The following is a 19,091-nucleotide window of genomic DNA, read 5'->3' as shown; positions in this document are numbered from 1 at the left end:
TCACTACACAAGTAAATTAAACTCAATAGATAAAATTTTAATTGTACTGTGTTTTAAAAATGTCTATTAATACGTCTGGTGGAACAATTTTATTTGGAAAACTTTCCATTAAATACAAAACCTTGGTTATCGATTCGTGGCTCAATCCCATTCTAAGTCCAAAATTATAAAGCTTTACAACACCCGCTGAATTATTTTCTTCGCCGTATTCCTGCTCAATATTCATTAACAAAACCAATCTGTGAAACTGCACTATGCGCTCGCTATGCGATTTTAAGTGCGTATAATTAACTGGGTTTTCAATTAAATACTCAAAATCTTCTCGAGATATTTCAAGCTGTTTTGCAACACCCAGCAGAAAGTTGTATTCTATGTTTTTTATGTCTTTATCGTATTTAGCAAAAGCTATCATTTCAGATAAAAGACTTAATTTTTCTACTCTGTTAGCCATATCTCAAAGGGATTAAATTAATTAATAACATAAAGATACACAGAAGGCCCCTTAAATAATCGTAGATATAATGTAACTTATCGAAAAACAGGGTGTTATTAATCGAAGATTTTAATTGTTTCATCATTAAACCATTTTTTTTATCCGATTTTTCATGTAACACACAGAAAGGCAAAAATTACAAACCGAATAACACAAATAACGCAAGTATCTCATTTTCAATTATTTAATTGGATTGTTTTTATATTGATTTTTTAATACTGAAATTTTTATTTAAAGTACCTTTATAAATTGAATGAAAACGCTAGTTTAGTGCTTTCAAAGAAACAAAATCGACAAAATGCAGCATTTAAAAAATTGATAATTAATAAACTATGACCAACAACGATATTTTTAAAAAACTACGTGTTGCCCTAAAATTAAGAGATGACGATATAGTAAAGATTTTAAGTCTGGTAGATTTTAGGATCTCTAAAAGCGAACTTGGGGCTTTTTTTAGAAAAGAAGACCACCCAAAATATATGGAATGTGGCGACCAAATCCTTAGAAATTTTTTAAACGGTTTAGTGATTCATTTACGCGGGCCCATGCCAAATAAAAAAGATAAAATTCCAAATTCTAAGTCTGGAACTAAACAGGGCGAAGCTTCCGCGAAAGCGACACCTAAAAAACCTTTAAAAAAGAAAAGTTTATTACATTCTAGCACAAACAAAAAGAGCAACTCGTAAAAGTTGCTCTTATTAATTATATAAGAAATTAGGTATTAACTTAAAACTTCCTGCACTTTGTCTGCAGCTTCTTGGAATTCGGTAGCGCTCAAAACGTCTAAACCAGAATTATCAATCAAATCTTTTGCGATATCTGCGTTTGTACCTTGTAAACGTACAATAATGGGTACGTTTATATTACCCATGTTTTTATAAGCATCTATAACGCCTTGCGCTACACGATCGCAACGCACAATTCCTCCAAAAATATTTATTAAAATAGCTTTTACGGCTGGATCTTTTAGTATAATTTTAAACGCAGCTTCAACACGAGCAGCATCGGCTGTACCGCCAACATCTAAAAAGTTTGCTGGTTCGCCGCCGGCTTGTTTTATTAAATCCATTGTAGCCATGGCAAGTCCTGCACCGTTTACCATACAACCTACGTTTCCATCTAAATCTACATAATTTAAACCAAGTTCTCCAGCTTCGACCTCAATGGCACTTTCCTCGCGTATGTCTCGTAAATCTACATAGTTTTTATGTCTGTAAAGCGCATTGTCGTCAATGGTAACTTTGGCATCTACGGCCATTATTAAATTATCGCTTGTTTTTAAAACGGGATTGATTTCAAATAAAGAAGAGTCCGATTTTACATAAGCCGTATAAAGGTTGGTAACAAACTTGGTCATTTCCTTAAAGGCCAACCCAGACAATCCTAAATTAAAAGCAATGCGTCTTGCTTGAAATGGCATTAACCCAACAGAGGGATCAATTTCTTCGGTAAATATTAAATGTGGTGTTTCTTCGGCAACGGTTTCAATATCCATACCGCCTTCGGTAGAATACATAATCATATTCCTACCTGTACCGCGGTTTAACAAAACCGACATGTAAAACTCGTTGGTTTCGCTTTCTCCGGGATAATACACATCTTCGGCTATTAAAACCTGATGTACACGTTTGCCTTTGGCAGAAGTTTGCGGCGTTACCAAATCCATGCCAATAATCTGGCCGGCAATGGTTTCTACCTCTTGTAAGTTTTTAGCAAGTTTTACACCACCGCCTTTACCACGTCCTCCAGCATGAACCTGCGCTTTAATAACGTGCCAGCTTGTACCGGTTTCTTGGGTTAATTGCTTTGCAGCGGCAACGGCTTCTTGTGCATTATGGGCAACTATACCGCGTTGAATGCGCACCCCAAAAGTGCTTAATATTTCTTTCCCTTGATATTCGTGTAAATTCATAACTTGCTTACTGGTTTAAGATGCACAAATGTAAATAATAGCAATTAATTACACTAATATTTTATTAAGAATGAAAAAATTAAAGTGGCAAACCAAGAGTGTTAAATAATTAACATTTTGTGTAATTTGATTAATTTTGCGCGTAATAATTTTAATTTGAAAATAATAAAATATCTTTGAAAAAAAATAATGCTTTAAACGCTATACTTATGACCAATACCCAGTTGCTAAACATTGCCAAAGAATTCGGAAGTCCTGTTTATGTATATGATGCTGAAAAAATAACAGCACAATATAACTGTTTAACCAAAGCTTTTAAAGGTGTTAAGACGTTAAAATTGAACTACGCGGTAAAAGCACTCTCCAACATTTCCATATTAAAATTATTTAAAAGCTTGGGAGCTGGTATAGATACGGTTTCTATTGAAGAAGTACAATTGGGTTTAGCGGCAGGTTTTTTACCCGAAGAAATTATTTTTACACCAAATGGCGTTTCGCTATCAGAAATTGAAGAAGCTGCCAAATTAGGCGTTCAAATAAACATAGACAATCTTGCAATTTTAGAGCAATTTGGTACAAAACACCCCAATGTTCCGGTTTGTATTCGTATTAACCCGCATGTTATGGCAGGCGGAAACAGTAATATTTCTGTGGGCCATATCGATTCTAAATTTGGTATTTCAATTCATCAAATTCCGCATTTATTGCGCATCGTAGAAAACACTAAAATGACCATTAACGGCATTCACATGCACACGGGCAGCGATATTTTGGATATTGACGTGTTTTTATATGCCAGTGAAATTCTTTTTGAAACCGCAAAACAATTTAAAAACCTAGATTTTATAGATTTTGGTTCTGGGTTTAAAGTACCGTATAAAGCTGGCGACATTGAAACCAATATTGAAGAATTAGGCGAAAAACTATCGTTAAAATTCAATCAGTTTTGTAAAGATTATGGTAAAGAACTAACCCTAGCCTTTGAACCCGGAAAGTTTTTAGTGAGCGAATCGGGCAGGTTTTTAACCACGGTTAATGCAGTAAAACAAACAACCTCGACGGTTTTCGCCCAAGTTAATTCGGGTTTTAATCATTTAATTCGACCTATGTTTTATGGATCGCACCATGATATTGCTAACATCTCTAACCCTAATGGGCGCGAGCGTTTTTATACCGTTGTAGGCTATATTTGCGAAACAGACACCTTTGGCAACAACAGGCGTATTAACGAAATTAGGGAAGGTGATGTTTTATGCTTTAAAAATGCGGGCGCCTATTGTTTTTCTATGGCGAGCAACTATAACTCGCGCTACAGACCAGCAGAAGTATTGTGGCACAATAACAAAGCGAGTTTAATAAGAAAAAGAGAAACTTTTGATGATTTATTAAGAAACCAAATTGAGGTTGATTTTTCAGCTGAAAAACCAAAGCAAATGGTTAAATAATACTTTAAAAAACACCTAATTGCCTAAATTTGCACTCCTGTATTTGGTTTTGTTGCAACGCTTTATTTAGAACTGGAAACAATAAGTTTTTTTACTATCTGTTTGCCTTCAGAAGTTATTTTAATCAAATATATTCCGTTGGGCATATCCAGTTCTAAGGGTTTGTTGTTTTTACTTTTAAATGTTTTTATTTTCCTGCTTTCAATAGAGAACACCTCTACATGTGCAGAAGATTTTAAACCTTTTATAAAAACCGTTCCGCTTGCCGGATTTGGGTATAATTGAACGTTTAACAGTTTATTTTTTTTAATACTCAATGGTTGGCTCCAGGTTTGCCCAACCCTATTGCCCCAAATATATTCGACCAAATCTGGCTGGTCTATAAACGGATTCCTGTTAAACTGCCAGGTATAAACCACGTTGTTTCTATTCATTTCGTAATCGTCTGGCGGATCGTTTCTGTGCCAATTTAAAAGGGTTTCCAAATCTCCCATTTGCCCTGTTATACTAGGATATCCATTAACCACTTGCAGGCCGTTATATCTAATATCCAGGTACAGCACGCTTCTTGCCACATCGCCATAAAAACTACCTTGATTTCCTGTTGGCCCAATGTATTGCCCATAGTGCTGGTTGCTTCTTGAGCTATTTTCTGGTCCGTCTGCTGCTCGCAATGCATGTGCATCAGAATTGGCGTGCCTTAAAGAATCGGCCTTTGTGGCCCAAAAAATATCTTTTCCGTTTGCGATCTCATCGGCTTCAATATCTCCAAATCCGCCTAAAGACCTTGGAAATGTGTGCTCTCTGTTCCATTTTCCAGAATTATTGGAAGTGGTTTGAAAATCTAGTTTTGCCCGACCTTCCTCCAAATAAACCAACCACACCTGGTTGCTGTTTGCCGGGTTTTGATCGGCTTCTTTTAAAATACCTATAACATCGGCATAGGTTTGCGCCCTAACCACTGCAGGATTAGCAATAATATTTTGTAAGGCTTGACGCAAATTTGCACCAGAAAGTCCATCTAAATTGTTATAGTATGTAGTGGGCTGTGTACTATTTACGGTTCCGAATGTAGGGTTTAATGGTGTACCAAACGGTGCAACAAAAAAATCGTTATCAACAACTCGGATTTCTATATTGTTGTTTAATTTTAAATATTCAGCTGGTAAATTATCGAACCTTATTTTTGCCACTTCATCACCTTCATCTTCAACATCGTCATCCAATGTTATGGTTGTGCTGGTATTATTTTGCCCTGTTGGAATTGTTAATGAGGTATTTCCTGTAAAGTCTGAATCATTAAAAGTGCCATTGTGCAATAAGATGTTAAAACTCAATGTTGAAGTTACATTTTGTTCTGTTGTAAAAGTAATATTAAACGATTCTCCTTCAGTATATTGATTTTGTGCAATCGAGATATTTATTCCGTTTAACTGTACGCCACTGCCATCGTTTAACTGCCTTGGTGTTGGTGTTTTTACGGAATATGTGCCGTTGTTATTTAGTTGGATGGAATTAGTATTGTCTTTAGAACCTTCACTTATTTGCTGAAGTGATGTGAAATTTGGATGTTTATTAAAAATATTAATCATATCGATATCATCATCATCATCAGTATCGTACATTAACACATCTACCAAGTTATGTATTGTGGCTAATGTTCCATCTGGGAAATCATCCCAATTGCCTTGATAAAGAGCAACTGCATCTGCACCATTTTGGATTGTATTTACTGGAATCAATAGCTGAGGGAAAGGTGATACTTGATCACTACCAATTAAAAATAAGCCGTTAACATCAGTAACATAGCCATCTAAATCGATAGTTAAATAACTTGAATTCATGCCATTTTCAGATCCATTAAAAAACACCAACACATAACCATCTAAAGAAAAATTTGAAGTATTAGATTTTAATTCGATAAACTCTTGGGTATCTATATTTGATTCTTGAGTAGATGTATCACAATCAAGCTCATTAATAACAAGTTGCCCAAAAGAAAACTGAGCAACAATTAGGGTTACTACTAAAGTAAAGGTGTTTTTCATTTTATAGGAAGGTTTTTTACAAATGTAAGGTTCAAAATTTTAACTCAACCTAAATTATTTTTTACAATTACTTTTTTTAGTTAAAAAGATAAAAACGCAAAAATAATCCATTTTTGTAACGAAAGCTCCCTTGGTTTATAAAAAACGTCTTAAAAAAGGCCTGCAAATATTTCATTTTAAAACAATTAATTAATTATATGCTACATATTAAAACACTAATAAAACAAGTTGCATAAATATTAAAACCAAAATCATTTTTTTACTTACATATCTATATGCAATTTCACAGATTTACTTAAAAACATTTGGTGGGAATATTCCAAAAAACATATCTTAAAAAAACAATGTTACAATTAACCTTTTATTAACCATAAAACCTTAAAATTATGATGACACTTGCTAAGTTTATAATCGATATTATCTTGGTTATAATATCTATTATATAATTAAAAAAAAAAGTAAAACTTAGTCTAGAATAAGTTTTACTATTTTTACCTTTTAAGAAGGGTTTTAATTTATGAAAAAGCAAGTATTTGAATTATTAGCAAAAGTTAACAAAAGGGTATTACCAAGTTATTCTAAAAAGCAACTGGATTTAGCCAAAGCCACAAAACTGCAAATGGCCATTATTGGCTGGCGTGCTTATGTTACAAAGAATGCTTTAGGGTAATTGTATTTTACCATAGAGTTTTTAAGGCGCAGTAGCCTTATATAAAGTCGCAGTAGTTTGAGAAGTTATGCTATACACACAATCTGCCCCTAAAAACACCGAATCTCCTTTAACTACAGGCAGCACTTTATCGTTTGAAGCAATTTTAGCCTCGCCATCTATTACTATTAAAATTTGTGCAGTTTTAGCCTTAGATTGATAGGTATCAGATTTTTTTAAATCTATTTTACTCAATTCAAAATCTGGTGCTGGCGTTCTATAAATGCGCTCCAATCCATCGTCTTTCAACTCGCCTTGCATTACATTTGGTATGGTTTCCTCAAAAGCAACATGCTTTAGTAACTCGGGCACATCGATATGTTTTGGTGTTAAACCGCCTCGCAATACATTATCTGAATTTGCCATAAGTTCCATATTCTGGCCTTCAAGATACGCATGCGGAATACCTGCATCTTGAAAAACGGCTTCGCCTTTATTGGTTTTAACGATGTTGAAAAAATAAATAGAATAAATACCTTTATCCAAATTGTTTTTATCTGATGCGGTATCTACGGCTTTAGCAGCCCAATAATCGGGACTCGATTTATCTAGCTTACCTTCGGCATACAAGGGTAAAATCTTATCGACCAAAGGTTTTAATACGCGGTTGGTTTCTTCGGCAGATTGCTCCATCACTTTTTTGTACAAACCAAAATAACCTTCTTTATTAAAAACGGGTAGTAAACCAGTAAATTCTGGAATGTTTTTTAATCTTTCTATCAATTCGTTTTCGGGTAAAAAACCATGCAACAACCAAAACTCGCTAAGTGCCACCATAATTTCGGGTTTATGGTTATCGTCTTTGTAATTTCTGTGTGCTGCAGTTAACGGGATGCCCAACTCGTTTTCGAGCTTAAATCCTTTTTCGGCTTCAGTTTTGGTAGGGTGCACTTGAATGGACAACATGTCCTTAACATCCAGTACTTTAAACAAAAAAGGCAAGCGACCAAATTTTTTTGCAATGTCTGCTCCTAAAATCCTGGTACACTGCGATGCTATAAAGCGATCTAGGTTTTGGCTTCCATTATCGGTAGAAATTACAGAAGGGGCATTGGCATGTGCGCCCAACCAATATTCGGCACATTTTTCGTTATTGTTTTCAAGGCCTAATAACTGGGGAATATATGTGGTTCCGCCCCAAGCGTAATTTTGTATCTTTCCTTTAAGCGCAAATAATTTAGACATCCCTGTATTGGTTATTGATTAGTGAACTGCAAATTTAAACTAAACCAAGGAAAAGGGGAAATAAAAGTATATTAAGTAGGTTTTACTTTTCGTTTAAACCGAAAAAAGAAGCTGAAATTTGATTGGACAGGTCACTATTTTTAAAACATAGCTTGCTACGCATAAAAAAGCAACGATATTTATGCTATTTAATCTTTTTTATGGAATAGAAAAACATAACATCGGGCATTATAAAGCAAAAAAGCAAGCTTTAAGTTAAGCTTGCTTTTAAATTAATTTAGTGACCATGGCAGGATTCAAACCTGCAACCTCTTGAGCCGTAATCAAGTGCGCTATTCAGTTGCGCCACATGGCCATTTTTGTGGATGCAAATATACATTTTTTATTAAAACTCTACCAAACTTTTATTTCAAAATTCTAAATCATTATTTTTGCGCATGGCCAAAGCACTACTACATCAGAAATTCCATCATCTTTTAGATGATAAAATCATAGAAGAAATTAATTTATCGGGGATTTTCAAAACCTTTAAAAAAAACGATATCATTATAGATATTAACCAACCCCTAGAGCATATACCGCTTCTGCTAAGTGGCAGTATCAAAATCCTTAGAGAAGACAACGACGGTAGCGATTTGCTCATCTACTTTCTAGAATCTGGAGAAACCTGCACCATGTCGCTTACCTGCTGTATGGGCACCTCTAAAAGCAAAATTAGGGCTGTAGCCGAAAAAGACTCAAGTTTAGTATTGATACCCATTGCACTCATGCAAAAATGGTTTCATAACAACCACAGCTGGAGAAACTTTATTTTAGAAAGTTACCAAACACGTTTTAACGAAATGCTAGAAACCATAGACAATCTCGCCTTTATGAAAATGGACGAGCGGCTATACAAGTACTTGTTAAACAAGACCAAACTCGAAAACTCTAATACCATAATTGTAAAACATTTAGATATCGCCGAAGATCTGCACACCTCTCGCGTTGTAATATCCAGATTGCTAAAACAGTTGGAAAACGAAAAAAAAATAAAACTAAGCCGAAATAAAATTGAAGTTTTACAATAAGTTTATTGAGCGTTACCACTCGCGAAACTTCTGGAAGTTGGGCTTTCCCTACTCGCTTATTCTTCTGGTAGCTATCGGTGTCGGCGAGCTTAAACCCCGAAGCTTAGAGACACAATACTTAACGCAAAACCCGTATAAATAAAAAACAATTATAACATATATAACAAAGTAAAGCTATAAATAAATTTATCTTTGAGTTTTTAATACATAAATATGGAATACATTTTAAACCCTTGGCCCTGGTACGTTTCCGGCCCATTAATAACCTTAGTTATGGCATTACTGCTGTATTTTGGCAAAACCTTTGGCATGTCGTCTAACCTTAGAACCATGTGCGCTATTGGTGGCGCGGGCAAATTTTCAGATTTTTTCAAGTTCAACTGGAAAGATCAAACATGGAACCTAATTGTAGTCTTGGGCGCTTTAATAGGTGGTTTTATAGCAACTCAATACCTATCAAACAACACCCCTACCAACTTAAACCCACTAACCGTTTCAGAATTACAGAACATGGGTTTTAAAAACGCCGGAGCAAACTTGGTGCCCAACGAAATATTTGCTTTGGAAACTTTGAACCTAAAAAACTTACTGCTTTTAATTGTGGGCGGTTTACTTGTAGGTTTTGGTACACGCTACGCCGGTGGCTGTACTTCTGGGCACGCCATAACCGGACTAAGCAGTTTACAAAAACCATCGTTAATTGCAGTAATTGGTTTTTTTATTGGCGGATTAATTATGGCCAACTTAATGTTACCGTTAATTTTTGAGTTATGAAATTTATAAAATTCTTATTAGTTGGTATCCTGTTCGGTATTGTTTTAATCAAATCCGAAGCCGTTTCTTGGTACCGTATTTACGAAATGTTCCGCTTTCAATCCTTTCATATGTATGGTATAATAGGCACTGCCATTGCAACGGGTTTTTTGTTTTTGCAAATCACGAAAAAAGGGTATATAAAAAGCAACAAAGGCACCCATATTGTTGTTCCAAAAAAAAACAAAGGCCTTGTTAACTACATAGTTGGAGGCATTATTTTTGGCCTAGGTTGGGCACTTGTTGGAGTGTGCCCAGGCCCAATGTACATTTTACTGGGCACCGGTATATACAGCATGCTTATTGTAATTGTTTCTGCTTTAATAGGCACATTTATTTACGGTGTTTTAAAAGACAAACTACCACATTAAATGGACAGCACTCAATTGCTCGGGTACATAGGCGCATTAGTGGTAGGCCTTGTTTTAGGGCTTATTGGCGGCGGCGGCTCCATACTTACCGTACCATTATTGGTTTATTTATTGGGCTACAACCCCATTGTTGCAACCGCCTACTCTTTGTTTGTTGTAGGAACAACATCTATGGTAGGCACATATCAAAAATTCAAAAAGGGATTGGTAGATTTTAAAACAGGCTTCGCTTTTTCGTTCCCCTCATTCATAGCCGTATATTTATCTCGCAGATATTTAGTTCCGGGCATTCCCGAAAACCTTTTTAGCTTGGGCAATTTCACTTTAACAAAAGCAATGGGCATCATGGTGTTCTTTGCTATTATCATGCTTTTGGCTTCCTTTTCCATGATTAAAAACCAAAAAGAAACCCACGAGATCCCACAAAAACAAGCCTATTACAAAACCTTTTCTCAGGGTTTGGTAATTGGCACCATTACCGGAATAATAGGTGCAGGTGGTGGCTTTTTATACGTTCCCGCACTGGTACTTTGGGCAAATATACCTATGAAAAAAGCCGTTGGCACCTCCTTGATTATTGTTACCATAAATTCCTTAATCGGGTTTACGGGCGATATTCAAACCCTGGAAATCGAGTGGCTATTTCTGCTCACATTTACTTTAATTTCGGTTGCAGGTATTATCATAGGCGTATTCCTATCAAAATATATAAGCGGTAACAAACTCAAAAAAAGCTTCGGTTATTTCTCTTTCATTATGGCTATTTACATTATTTATAAAGAAACAAATACATGAAAGTGACAAATGTCACAAACAAAACCATATAGGTTTTATATTTTTGAATGATGTAATGTTGAAATAAATTCTCGCTGAGTTTATCTTGAGAATTAGCCGAAAGACAGAAATGAAACAAAATTAAAAAATGAAAATAGAACAAATTTACACAGGCTGTTTAGCCCAAGGCGCATATTATATAGAATCCAATGGCGAAGTAGCCATCATCGACCCCTTGCGCGAAACCCAGCAATATATTGATAAAGCACAACAAGAAAACGCTAAAATAAAGTATGTTTTCGAAACCCATTTTCACGCAGATTTTGTTTCGGGCCATATCGATTTAGCAAAAAAAACAGGCGCAACCATTGTTTTCGGCCCCAGTGCAGAAACAAATTACGATGCTTATATAGCTAAAGATAACGAGGAATTTAATTTAGGAAACGTAACCATAAAAGTATTGCACACACCGGGGCATACCTTAGAGTCTGCCACCTATCTTTTAATTGACGAAAACGGAAAAAACCACGCCATTTTTTCGGGAGACACTTTGTTTTTAGGCGATGTTGGCAGACCAGATCTGGCCATAAAATCTAATCTTACCAAAGAAGATTTGGCAGCAATGTTATACGATTCGTTACGCAATAAAATTATGCCTTTAGAAAACCATGTTATTGTATATCCAGCTCACGGAGCAGGTTCGGCTTGCGGTAAAAACCTAAGCAAGGAAACCGTTGGCATTCTAGGCGAACAGAAAAAAACCAATTACGCTTTACGCGAAGACATGACCAAAGAAGAATTTGTAAAAGAAGTGCTTGACGGTATTCCGCCACCACCACAATATTTTGCAAAAAATGCGATGATGAACAAATCGGGATACGATGATTTTGAAACCGTATTAAAAAAAGGCGATGTAGCTTTAAACCCCGAAGACTTTGAAGCTATAGCCAATCAAGAAGGTGCTTTGGTGCTCGATGTGAGACACGAAAAAGACTTTGTAAAAGCGCACATACCAAACTCTATATTTATTGGAATCCATGGCGGGTTTGCACCGTGGGTCGGGGCACTAATTACAGATTTAAAACAACCTATTTTACTGGTTGCTCCAAAAGGCAAGGAAAAAGAAACCGTTACACGATTATCCCGTGTTGGGTACGATAATACTTTAGGCTATCTTGAAGGCGGTATTGAAGCTTGGAAAGCGGCCGGAAAAGATATTGAAACCCTGGAATCTATTTCTGCCGTTGAGTTTTCTAAGCGATGTAAAAACAAAACCGTAAATACGCTAGATGTTAGAAAAGATGGCGAATATAAATCTGAACGTTTAAAGGGCGATACCGTGCAGCACTTCCCCTTAGACTATATAAATAATAACATGAACGCCATAAACAATCAAAAAACATATTACCTTTATTGCGCAGGCGGTTACCGCTCGGTAATAGCGGCGTCTATTTTAAAAGCACGCGGATTTAATAATTTAGTAGATATTGCCGGTGGATATGGAGCCCTAAAAAACACCGATTTGCCTACAACTGATTTTGTTTGTCCTTCAACTTTATAAAAATGAAAAAAAAAAAAAAATGAAAACAACTTTGAAAATACAAAACCTAAAATGCGGCGGTTGCGCTAATACTATTGTTAACAAATTGAATGGTTTAAACGACATATCGAAAACCAAGGTAGATAATACCAATGATTCCGTTTCTTTTAACTATGAAAATGAAGACAATCTTGAAGAAGCAAAAGCTTTATTAACAAAACTTGGCTACCCCGTTGTTGGCGATAAAAATGCCTTAACCACAAAAGCGAAATCTTTTGTGAGCTGCGCTATAGGAAGAATGCAATCGTAAAAAAAAGACCTTACAGATTTTTAATACCTGTAAGGTCTGTGCAATAATAGATATTTTAATCTGCTAAACTATTTCTGCGCTCAATCCTGCTTCGAGAAGCATGGAGCAACGTGGTTTTAAATCGTCGTACAAACCGGTTTTAACCGTGCATTTACCTTTATAATGAACAAGTAAAGCACATTGCTCAGCTTGTTCTGAGGTGTGGTCGCAAGCATAAATAAGGGTTTCTATTACGTGGTCGAAGGTGTTAACATCGTCATTGAACAACACAATTTCGTTTTGCGTTGAGATTTTTTCTTCTAATAATAATTCTTCTGATATTTTTTCTTTTGCACTCATACCTTATTGTCTTTCAGGCATTTCACAAGAAAGGCCATTATTTAATTCTTCCACTAATTTATAAATTTTAACGAAACCCAATGGTTTCTTTCTAGTTTTTCTTCAAATTTTAACAGATATTTTTCACATTCATTTTTAATTACAGCAATGTCTTCTGTATAAAACCCGCTTAAAAACAGCATCCCGTTTTTGTTTAAACTAGTCGCGTATGCTTGCATATCTTGCAATAAAATATTGCGGTTTATATTTGCCAAAATAACATCGTATTTTTTATTTTCCAGAACCGATGCATCGCCTTCAATAACTGTAATGCACTTACAATTATTGCGCTCTACATTTTCTAAACTATTAAGGTAGCACCAATTATCGTAATCTACGGCATCAATGGGTTTTGCGCCTTTAATTTCGGCTAAAATGGCCAAAACGCCTGTGCCGCAGCCCATATCTAAAACGGATTTATTTGTGAAATCGTTTTTTAAGATTTGCTGAATCATCATGTGGGTGGTTTCGTGGTGGCCTGTGCCAAAACTCATTTTGGGCTCGATAACAATGTCGTATTCTGTATTGAATTTTTCATGGAATGGTGCTCGTACGGCACATTTACCGTCAACCACAATGGGGTTGAAATTCTTTTCCCATGCTTCGTTCCAGTTGGTTTGTTCTATCTCTTCGAATGTGTAGTTAATTTTAAACTCTTCTGATTTTAATATTTGGATATCTTCTAAAATATCTGAACGCCATTCTTCTTTTTGAATGTATGCCGTAACGCCATCTTCGTTTTCTACAAAACTTTCAAAACCGGCGTAACCGAGTTCTGCGATTAAGATTTCGGTTGCTGGTTGTACTGGTTTTACTTTAAAGTAGTAGCCTATATATATTGTATTTGACATTGTTATTATTGTTGATTTTGGCGGATAAGTGCGTTAGCGATTGCAGTGGCATCCTTTTTTGAGGAACGAGAAAAAGATATAACGGAAAGCGCGACCCCGATTTTTATCGGGGTAACGCCCAAAATAATATTTTAAAATGCGTTTACTATAGCCAAAAAATCGTCGGCATTAAGTGCCGCACCTCCAATTAAGCCGCCATCGACATCTGGTTTAGAGAAAATTTCTTTGGCATTTGTGGGCTTGCAGCTTCCGCCGTAAAGAATGGATGTGCTGTTGGCCACATCGGCTCCATATTTATCTGCCATTGTTTTTCTTATAAAAGCGTGCATGTCTTGTGCTTGCTCTGGGCTTGCGGTTTCGCCGGTACCGATTGCCCAAACGGGCTCGTAGGCCAATACGATGTTTTTAAATGCATCTGCTTTTAAATGAAATAGTGCGTTTTTTATTTGGTTTTCTACTACGGTTTCTTGGTTGCCGGATTTTCTGTCGGCTAAAACTTCTCCGAAGCAGAAAATAATGTTCATTTTATTGGCTAAAGCGGCATCTACTTTTTTTGCCAATAAGGCATCTGTTTCGGCAAAATATTCTCTGCGTTCTGAGTGCCCAAGAATAACGGTTTTTACGCCTACTGATTTTAACATTTTCGCTGATATTTCGCCCGTAAAGGCACCACTTTCTTCAAAATGCATATTTTGGGCTGCTACTTTTACCCTAGATTTTTTTGTGGCCTTTACGGCACTTGCCAAACTTACAAAGGTTGGAGCGATAATGACTTTTGTGTTTTTAACTTTATCTTTTTTAAGCTTTTTTGCAACTTGTTTTGCCAGTTTTTTTGATGCGGCTAAATCGTTGTTCATTTTCCAGTTTCCTGCTACTATTTGTTTTCTCATAATCGGATTTTAACCTTCTTTAGGAGAAGGGATAAATTTATTTTTGTTTATAAATCAGCTTGTCTTTAAAAGGCAAAAATACTATTTTTTTATGGCCTGGGTTAGCTTATCATCGTCTGCTTGTATGGCGTTAAACAATGTTATGTTTCCTGTTTTGTTTATTACCATGTACCTGGGAATCCAATCTAGGTTTATAAAATTGCCAAAAGGGCCTTTCCAACCAGACTGCATAAAGTAGTGCGCTCCGTTTACGTTGTATTTTTCGATACCTTTTTTCCAGGCGTCCTGACTTTTATCTAACGATAAAAACACATAAACAGCCTCTTTAAATTCTGTTTGTAATGTTTTTACTTTGGGCAGGCCTTCTATACAGTCTTTGCACCACGATGCCCAAACATCTATAACTATGGTTTTGCCTTTGTGGGTTTTTAAAATGTCTTTGAAAGCGATGTTGTTGCCTTCTAAAGTTATAAAGGTATCGTTTAGGGCTTCTTCTGAAAACTGTGTTGGTGCTTTTGTTTGGCAACTATATATACTGAATAACAGGATTATTAGGTAAATTGTTTTTTTCATTTTGTTTTGATATTAACTTTTAGATTTTTTCAATTATTAATTTTTGCCACCAAATCACTATTTTTTTGTAGATAAGAGGCTATTGCTTTTTTATTTTAACCTGGATAATACCTGTGTAAGCTGTTTTATTTTCAATATTATAAGCCTTTAATGCTTTTGCATCTTTAATAACATTAACACTTTCAATCAATGTTGTATCTAAGGCTTCAACGTCTTCTTTTGTTGATGGTTTTTCGTTGATAAAATAAGCAATAACATCCTCTGCTTTTTGGGGTTTTGATTCAACTTTAGGTTCTACTTTGGGCAACTCTAAATCTTCAATATCGTTCCAATGGAGTTTTTGTTTTACGGTGCCGGCATCCAATTCTAAAATCCCGGGGTTGGCGCGCACTACTGTTTTTAGTGCTTTTTCGTCGCATAAATACCAATTGAAATTTAAATTATAGGTTTCGTTAATATGCTGTTTTGTATCGTTACCAGAGGCGGTTAAGCCTATAACATTATAGCCGTTTGCCAGGGCTTTATCGGTTGTTGCTTTTAAGCGTGCTGCTCCTTCTTTTTCGATTTTCTCTAAACTGTACGATACTATTACAATTAAGTTTTCTTCGCCCAAAAAGTGCTCGGTTAAATCTTCATCATCGGTTTCTATTGAGAAATCTATAACCGGAGGCTGATAGGCTTCTCGAATAACTTTGGTTTCTACGCCAAGGTATTCGCCATCAACTGTTGGGTAACTGCCCTCTGTTACAATTTCTTTTTCTTCGCCGTTAATGTTGAAGGTCCAGGTAAATTCTTGTATGGCTTTTGGGGCGTCATCGGGAATGCTCATCCCTTCAGTAATATTATTTCCTATTTTATAAGCTCTAAAGTCTATTGCTGGTAAATGCATAAGTACATGGTAGCCAAACCACAAGCTTATTACAAAACTTAAAAGTGCCAAAATAGTTGTGGGCAGCTTGCTAAATACAGGTTTTATATGTTTTAACCCGATGAATAAAATAAGGATGAAAAACAGTAAAATAACATCTTTAAAAAAGCTTTCCCAGGGTGTTAGTTTTAGTGCATCGCCAAAACAACCGCAGTCTTTTACTTTATCGAAATACGCCGAATAGAAGGTTAAAAATGTAAAAAAGACAATCATTAACAACAGGCTGCAAACGGTAAATTTAGGCTTGTAACCAATAAGCAAAAATACGCCCAAGACCACCTCGAAAACTACCACAAGCACCGAAATACCCAATGCATAGGGTATTAAAAACTCGATATTTAAAACCCCTTCGGCAAAGTATTCTTCCAGTTTGTACGAAAACCCCAAAGGGTCGTTTAGTTTTATAAACCCTGAAATAATAAATAAAACGCCAACAAATATTCTGCTTAATGCTACTAGTGTTTTCATAAATTTTTTGTCATTCCTGCCTTTCGACTATCGCTCAAGATAAACTTCAACAGGAATCTTATTAATTATACCTTTATCTTTATAAAGTGGATTCCTGCCTTCGCAGGAATGACAACTATTTTTCTTTCTTTTCTTTCAAATGAATTAATGCAAAAACCGCATAATTTATCATGTCTTGATAATTGGCATCAACCCCTTCGCTTACTTGAGTATTTCCTTCGTTATTTTCAATGGATTTAACGCGCAACAGTTTTTGCAAAATCAAATCGGTTAAACTGCTCACGCGCATATCGCGCCACGCTTCGCCGTAATCGTGGTTTTTGTCCTCCATGAGTTTTTTGGTAATGGTTGCTTGTTTGGTGTATAGTTTTGTAGCTTCTTCAGTCGTCATGTCGGGTTGTTCAACCACGCCTTTTTCCAACTGAATTAATGCCATAATACAGTAATTTATAATACCTATAAATTCGCTTACCTCGCCCTCATCAACCTTTCTTATAGCGTTTTGCTGCAAGCTTCTTATGCGCTGAGCTTTTATAAAAATCTGGTCGGTTAACGATGGTAAACGCAGTATTCTCCAAGCACTTCCGTAATCGCCCATTTTTTTAACAAATAAACTTTTACAGGTATCTATTACCGCATCGTATTGTTTTGAGGTATCTTGCATCAATAAAATGAATTTTGCGTAAATTTCGCTTAAATTGTTTAAAGTTCAAAAGTTTAGTGTTTAAAGTTTTGGAGTTTATATTTCTACTTTCAAGTTTAAAGTTTTAGGTTTGGAATTTGATATTTTAAATATTGGGATTTTTAAGATTATGACTATAAATTGCAAAGGCCAACTCATCGATTTATCATCGCCAAAAGTGATGGGTATTTTAAATATTACACCCGATTCTTTTTACGATGGCGGTAGTTATAAAAATGAAAAAGATATTTTAAATCGAGTTGAAAAAATGCTGAATGAAGGTGCCACATTTATTGATGTTGGCGCATACAGCTCGCGACCAAATGCAGATCATGTTAGCGAGACCAATGAGTTAAAACGCATATTGCCCATTGTTAACTTGATTTTAAAGGAATTCCCAAAAGCACTACTTTCTATCGATACCTTTAGAAGCACCGTTGCAAAACCCTGTATTGAAGCTGGTGCTTGTTTGGTTAACGATATATCGGCAGGGAAATTAGACGATAATATGCTGCCAACCATTGCCCATTTAAAAGTGCCATATATTATGATGCATACTCGCGGAACACCACAAAATATGCAGCAGTACACCCATTACGATAATTTGATAAAAGACATATTATTTTATTTTTCTGAACGTATTGCAGCAGCAAAACAATTGGGAATTATTGATATGATTATTGACCCTGGTTTTGGTTTTGCAAAAACTTTAGAGCAAAATTTTGAAGTTTTAAACCAATTGGAATTATTTAAAATATTAGATAAACCATTACTTGCGGGAATTTCAAGAAAATCGATGATTTACAAAACTTTAGAAACCTCAGCAAAAGATGCTTTGAACGGCACCACGGTTTTAAATACGGTGGCGCTGCAAAAAGGCGCATCAATTTTACGTGTGCACGATGTTAAAGAAGCTGTGGAGTGTGTTAAATTAGTTGAGAAGTTAGAAGTTAGAAGTTAGAAGTTATGAAACCTATTTTTTTATTAATTACAGTTCTTTTTGTTTTTTCCTGCGGAAAAGAAAAAGTGGTTTTATTGCCAGAAATTAGTCATTCAGAAATTACAGAAATTTTCGATGTTTCGCCGGCTTACCTATTTTACGATGAAACACAAAAAGACAGTGTTGAACTTAACAGAAAAAACCTGATAAGCACCACTAATTGGTTGGTAAATGTTGATAAACGCTTAACGCTGAAACAGGCCATTCCGCTTATTAAATTCATTCAAGAGAAAAAACAAAATTCCAGCCATAAAAACGAAAAGGCTAAAAACTATTTTACCTGTAACGATACGAGTAGAAAAAATTTAGGCTTTATAGAATTTACAAATGTGGTTTATTATCTGGGATCTTCTAATGATTATTTTAAAACACAATCAAAATCAACCCCTAAAGCGCCTTCAATTGGAATAAATATCGATCTTAATAACAACATTACCATCATAAACCCAGATTCTGATCATTTTATAATTCAAACAAATAAAGAAAATGTAATCAATCATTTAAAAAAGATGACTCTCGATGCAAAAACGGTGTATTTAAATTTCAATAAGGCACTGAGTTTTCAAGATTATATTTCGTTTAAATCATTAGTTTTATCTATTAACAAAGATTCAATTTACATTTCAAACAACGAATTTATTTATTAACGCT

The 19,091-nt window shown here is 35.4% G+C and carries 21 protein-coding genes and 1 tRNA gene; 11 read left to right on the top strand and 11 right to left on the bottom strand.

Features of this window, described 5'->3' with window-relative positions; all coding sequences use genetic code 11:
* Nucleotides 1-37: 37 nt before the first annotated feature.
* Entirely contained in the window at nucleotides 38-451 is a 414-nt protein-coding gene (locus ACFSQS_RS00630; RefSeq protein WP_388012496.1) for a TerB family tellurite resistance protein, read from the bottom strand.
* A 374-nt stretch (nucleotides 452-825) separates the two neighbouring features.
* Here ACFSQS_RS00630 and ACFSQS_RS00625 point away from each other — a divergent pair, with 374 nt between their 5' ends.
* Nucleotides 826-1,179: a DUF1456 family protein gene (locus tag ACFSQS_RS00625; protein ID WP_388012493.1), complete on the top strand. Its 354-nt coding sequence runs from the start codon at nucleotides 826-828 to the stop codon at nucleotides 1,177-1,179.
* Nucleotides 1,180-1,214: 35 nt separating this feature from the next.
* Here ACFSQS_RS00625 and sucC read toward each other — a convergent pair whose 3' ends face one another.
* Nucleotides 1,215-2,405, bottom strand: coding sequence for an ADP-forming succinate--CoA ligase subunit beta (gene sucC / locus ACFSQS_RS00620; protein WP_388012490.1), 1,191 nt, complete (start codon nucleotides 2,403-2,405; stop codon nucleotides 1,215-1,217).
* A gap of 209 nt (nucleotides 2,406-2,614) precedes the next feature.
* Between sucC and lysA the strand changes: the two genes are divergently transcribed.
* Entirely contained in the window at nucleotides 2,615-3,850 is a 1,236-nt protein-coding gene (gene lysA / locus ACFSQS_RS00615) for a diaminopimelate decarboxylase (protein ID WP_388012487.1), read from the top strand.
* 62 nt (nucleotides 3,851-3,912) lie between these two features.
* Here lysA and ACFSQS_RS00610 read toward each other — a convergent pair whose 3' ends face one another.
* Complete coding sequence (locus ACFSQS_RS00610; RefSeq protein ID WP_388012484.1) at nucleotides 3,913-5,898, bottom strand: endonuclease; 1,986 nt, start codon at nucleotides 5,896-5,898, stop codon at nucleotides 3,913-3,915.
* A 517-nt stretch (nucleotides 5,899-6,415) separates the two neighbouring features.
* Here ACFSQS_RS00610 and ACFSQS_RS00605 point away from each other — a divergent pair.
* Entirely contained in the window at nucleotides 6,416-6,568 is a 153-nt protein-coding gene (locus ACFSQS_RS00605) for an SsrA-binding protein (protein WP_388012481.1), read from the top strand.
* A 21-nt stretch (nucleotides 6,569-6,589) separates the two neighbouring features.
* Here the strand turns inward: ACFSQS_RS00605 and manA are convergent, their stop codons facing one another.
* Both manA and ACFSQS_RS00595 read right to left on the bottom strand, forming a co-directional pair.
* The gene (gene manA / locus ACFSQS_RS00600) at nucleotides 6,590-7,792 is read right to left on the bottom strand and encodes a mannose-6-phosphate isomerase, class I (RefSeq protein ID WP_388012478.1); all 1,203 of its coding nucleotides are present in this window, start codon (nucleotides 7,790-7,792) and stop codon (nucleotides 6,590-6,592) included.
* A 281-nt stretch (nucleotides 7,793-8,073) separates the two neighbouring features.
* Nucleotides 8,074-8,147 (bottom strand) — tRNA-Arg (locus tag ACFSQS_RS00595).
* Between the two features lie 82 nt (nucleotides 8,148-8,229).
* Here ACFSQS_RS00595 and ACFSQS_RS00590 point away from each other — a divergent pair.
* From ACFSQS_RS00590 to ACFSQS_RS00565, 6 genes are all read left to right on the top strand, one after another.
* Entirely contained in the window at nucleotides 8,230-8,862 is a 633-nt protein-coding gene (locus tag ACFSQS_RS00590) for a Crp/Fnr family transcriptional regulator (protein WP_388012475.1), read from the top strand.
* Nucleotides 8,863-9,075: 213 nt separating this feature from the next.
* Entirely contained in the window at nucleotides 9,076-9,636 is a 561-nt protein-coding gene (locus tag ACFSQS_RS00585; RefSeq protein ID WP_388012472.1) for a YeeE/YedE family protein, read from the top strand.
* A complete protein-coding gene (locus tag ACFSQS_RS00580; RefSeq protein ID WP_388012469.1) occupies nucleotides 9,633-10,046 on the top strand; it encodes a DUF6691 family protein in 414 nt (137 codons plus the stop codon). The genes ACFSQS_RS00585 and ACFSQS_RS00580 overlap by 4 nt, the downstream gene beginning before the upstream one ends.
* Nucleotides 10,047-10,841 carry a sulfite exporter TauE/SafE family protein gene (locus ACFSQS_RS00575; RefSeq protein ID WP_388012466.1) on the top strand — a complete coding sequence of 265 codons (795 nt, stop codon included), beginning with the start codon at nucleotides 10,047-10,049 and terminating at the stop codon, nucleotides 10,839-10,841.
* Between the two features lie 127 nt (nucleotides 10,842-10,968).
* Nucleotides 10,969-12,381, top strand: a complete 1,413-nt coding sequence (locus ACFSQS_RS00570; protein WP_388012463.1) for an MBL fold metallo-hydrolase — start codon at nucleotides 10,969-10,971, stop codon at nucleotides 12,379-12,381.
* A 19-nt stretch (nucleotides 12,382-12,400) separates the two neighbouring features.
* A complete protein-coding gene (locus ACFSQS_RS00565; protein WP_388012460.1) occupies nucleotides 12,401-12,670 on the top strand; it encodes a heavy-metal-associated domain-containing protein in 270 nt (89 codons plus the stop codon).
* Nucleotides 12,671-12,733: 63 nt separating this feature from the next.
* Here ACFSQS_RS00565 and ACFSQS_RS00560 read toward each other — a convergent pair whose 3' ends face one another.
* From ACFSQS_RS00560 to ACFSQS_RS00535, 6 genes are all read right to left on the bottom strand, one after another.
* Complete coding sequence (locus ACFSQS_RS00560; protein WP_388012457.1) at nucleotides 12,734-13,009, bottom strand: ATP-dependent Clp protease adaptor ClpS; 276 nt, start codon at nucleotides 13,007-13,009, stop codon at nucleotides 12,734-12,736.
* 53 nt (nucleotides 13,010-13,062) lie between these two features.
* Nucleotides 13,063-13,899: a 50S ribosomal protein L11 methyltransferase gene (prmA, locus tag ACFSQS_RS00555; protein WP_388012454.1), complete on the bottom strand. Its 837-nt coding sequence runs from the start codon at nucleotides 13,897-13,899 to the stop codon at nucleotides 13,063-13,065.
* A gap of 131 nt (nucleotides 13,900-14,030) precedes the next feature.
* Nucleotides 14,031-14,789: a triose-phosphate isomerase gene (gene tpiA, locus ACFSQS_RS00550; RefSeq protein ID WP_388012451.1), complete on the bottom strand. Its 759-nt coding sequence runs from the start codon at nucleotides 14,787-14,789 to the stop codon at nucleotides 14,031-14,033.
* Nucleotides 14,790-14,870: 81 nt separating this feature from the next.
* A complete protein-coding gene (locus tag ACFSQS_RS00545; RefSeq protein WP_388012448.1) occupies nucleotides 14,871-15,362 on the bottom strand; it encodes a TlpA family protein disulfide reductase in 492 nt (163 codons plus the stop codon).
* Nucleotides 15,363-15,441: 79 nt separating this feature from the next.
* Entirely contained in the window at nucleotides 15,442-16,758 is a 1,317-nt protein-coding gene (locus ACFSQS_RS00540) for a BT_3928 family protein (RefSeq protein ID WP_388012445.1), read from the bottom strand.
* 115 nt (nucleotides 16,759-16,873) lie between these two features.
* On the bottom strand, nucleotides 16,874-17,422 hold the full coding sequence (locus tag ACFSQS_RS00535) for a DUF1599 domain-containing protein (RefSeq protein ID WP_388012442.1): 549 nt from the start codon (nucleotides 17,420-17,422) through the stop codon (nucleotides 16,874-16,876).
* A gap of 148 nt (nucleotides 17,423-17,570) precedes the next feature.
* Here ACFSQS_RS00535 and folP point away from each other — a divergent pair, with 148 nt between their 5' ends.
* Together folP and ACFSQS_RS00525 are read left to right on the top strand one after the other, a co-directional pair.
* Nucleotides 17,571-18,401: a dihydropteroate synthase gene (gene folP / locus ACFSQS_RS00530; RefSeq protein WP_388012439.1), complete on the top strand. Its 831-nt coding sequence runs from the start codon at nucleotides 17,571-17,573 to the stop codon at nucleotides 18,399-18,401.
* 5 nt (nucleotides 18,402-18,406) lie between these two features.
* On the top strand, nucleotides 18,407-19,087 hold the full coding sequence (locus ACFSQS_RS00525; RefSeq protein ID WP_388012436.1) for a hypothetical protein: 681 nt from the start codon (nucleotides 18,407-18,409) through the stop codon (nucleotides 19,085-19,087).
* The last annotated feature ends 4 nt before the right edge of the window (nucleotides 19,088-19,091 follow it).

It is taken from the genome of Gelatiniphilus marinus (assembly GCF_042684345.1).
Lineage (GTDB): Bacteria > Bacteroidota > Bacteroidia > Flavobacteriales > Flavobacteriaceae > Gelatiniphilus > Gelatiniphilus marinus.
Note: the sequence above shows the minus strand (reverse complement) of the source record. Positions and strands in the feature narration are given on the sequence as shown.

What these genes read in the sequence shown, in the direction of transcription:
- ACFSQS_RS00585 (WP_388012472.1), top strand. Translation starts at nt 9,076, where the DNA reads ATGGAATACATTTTAAACCCTTGGCCCTGGTACGTTTCCGGCCCATTA.
- ACFSQS_RS00590 (WP_388012475.1), top strand. Translation starts at nt 8,230, where the DNA reads ATGGCCAAAGCACTACTACATCAGAAATTCCATCATCTTTTAGATGAT.
- ACFSQS_RS00625 (WP_388012493.1), top strand. Translation starts at nt 826, where the DNA reads ATGACCAACAACGATATTTTTAAAAAACTACGTGTTGCCCTAAAATTA.
- sucC (WP_388012490.1), bottom strand. Translation starts at nt 2,405, where the DNA reads ATGAATTTACACGAATATCAAGGGAAAGAAATATTAAGCACTTTTGGG.
- ACFSQS_RS00575 (WP_388012466.1), top strand. Translation starts at nt 10,047, where the DNA reads ATGGACAGCACTCAATTGCTCGGGTACATAGGCGCATTAGTGGTAGGC.
- ACFSQS_RS00570 (WP_388012463.1), top strand. Translation starts at nt 10,969, where the DNA reads ATGAAAATAGAACAAATTTACACAGGCTGTTTAGCCCAAGGCGCATAT.
- ACFSQS_RS00535 (WP_388012442.1), bottom strand. Translation starts at nt 17,422, where the DNA reads ATGCAAGATACCTCAAAACAATACGATGCGGTAATAGATACCTGTAAA.
- ACFSQS_RS00540 (WP_388012445.1), bottom strand. Translation starts at nt 16,758, where the DNA reads ATGAAAACACTAGTAGCATTAAGCAGAATATTTGTTGGCGTTTTATTT.
- ACFSQS_RS00610 (WP_388012484.1), bottom strand. Translation starts at nt 5,898, where the DNA reads ATGAAAAACACCTTTACTTTAGTAGTAACCCTAATTGTTGCTCAGTTT.
- folP (WP_388012439.1), top strand. Translation starts at nt 17,571, where the DNA reads ATGACTATAAATTGCAAAGGCCAACTCATCGATTTATCATCGCCAAAA.
- manA (WP_388012478.1), bottom strand. Translation starts at nt 7,792, where the DNA reads ATGTCTAAATTATTTGCGCTTAAAGGAAAGATACAAAATTACGCTTGG.
- ACFSQS_RS00525 (WP_388012436.1), top strand. Translation starts at nt 18,407, where the DNA reads ATGAAACCTATTTTTTTATTAATTACAGTTCTTTTTGTTTTTTCCTGC.
- ACFSQS_RS00565 (WP_388012460.1), top strand. Translation starts at nt 12,401, where the DNA reads ATGAAAACAACTTTGAAAATACAAAACCTAAAATGCGGCGGTTGCGCT.
- ACFSQS_RS00630 (WP_388012496.1), bottom strand. Translation starts at nt 451, where the DNA reads ATGGCTAACAGAGTAGAAAAATTAAGTCTTTTATCTGAAATGATAGCT.
- ACFSQS_RS00605 (WP_388012481.1), top strand. Translation starts at nt 6,416, where the DNA reads ATGAAAAAGCAAGTATTTGAATTATTAGCAAAAGTTAACAAAAGGGTA.
- ACFSQS_RS00545 (WP_388012448.1), bottom strand. Translation starts at nt 15,362, where the DNA reads ATGAAAAAAACAATTTACCTAATAATCCTGTTATTCAGTATATATAGT.
- lysA (WP_388012487.1), top strand. Translation starts at nt 2,615, where the DNA reads ATGACCAATACCCAGTTGCTAAACATTGCCAAAGAATTCGGAAGTCCT.
- ACFSQS_RS00560 (WP_388012457.1), bottom strand. Translation starts at nt 13,009, where the DNA reads ATGAGTGCAAAAGAAAAAATATCAGAAGAATTATTATTAGAAGAAAAA.
- prmA (WP_388012454.1), bottom strand. Translation starts at nt 13,899, where the DNA reads ATGTCAAATACAATATATATAGGCTACTACTTTAAAGTAAAACCAGTA.
- ACFSQS_RS00580 (WP_388012469.1), top strand. Translation starts at nt 9,633, where the DNA reads ATGAAATTTATAAAATTCTTATTAGTTGGTATCCTGTTCGGTATTGTT.
- tpiA (WP_388012451.1), bottom strand. Translation starts at nt 14,789, where the DNA reads ATGAGAAAACAAATAGTAGCAGGAAACTGGAAAATGAACAACGATTTA.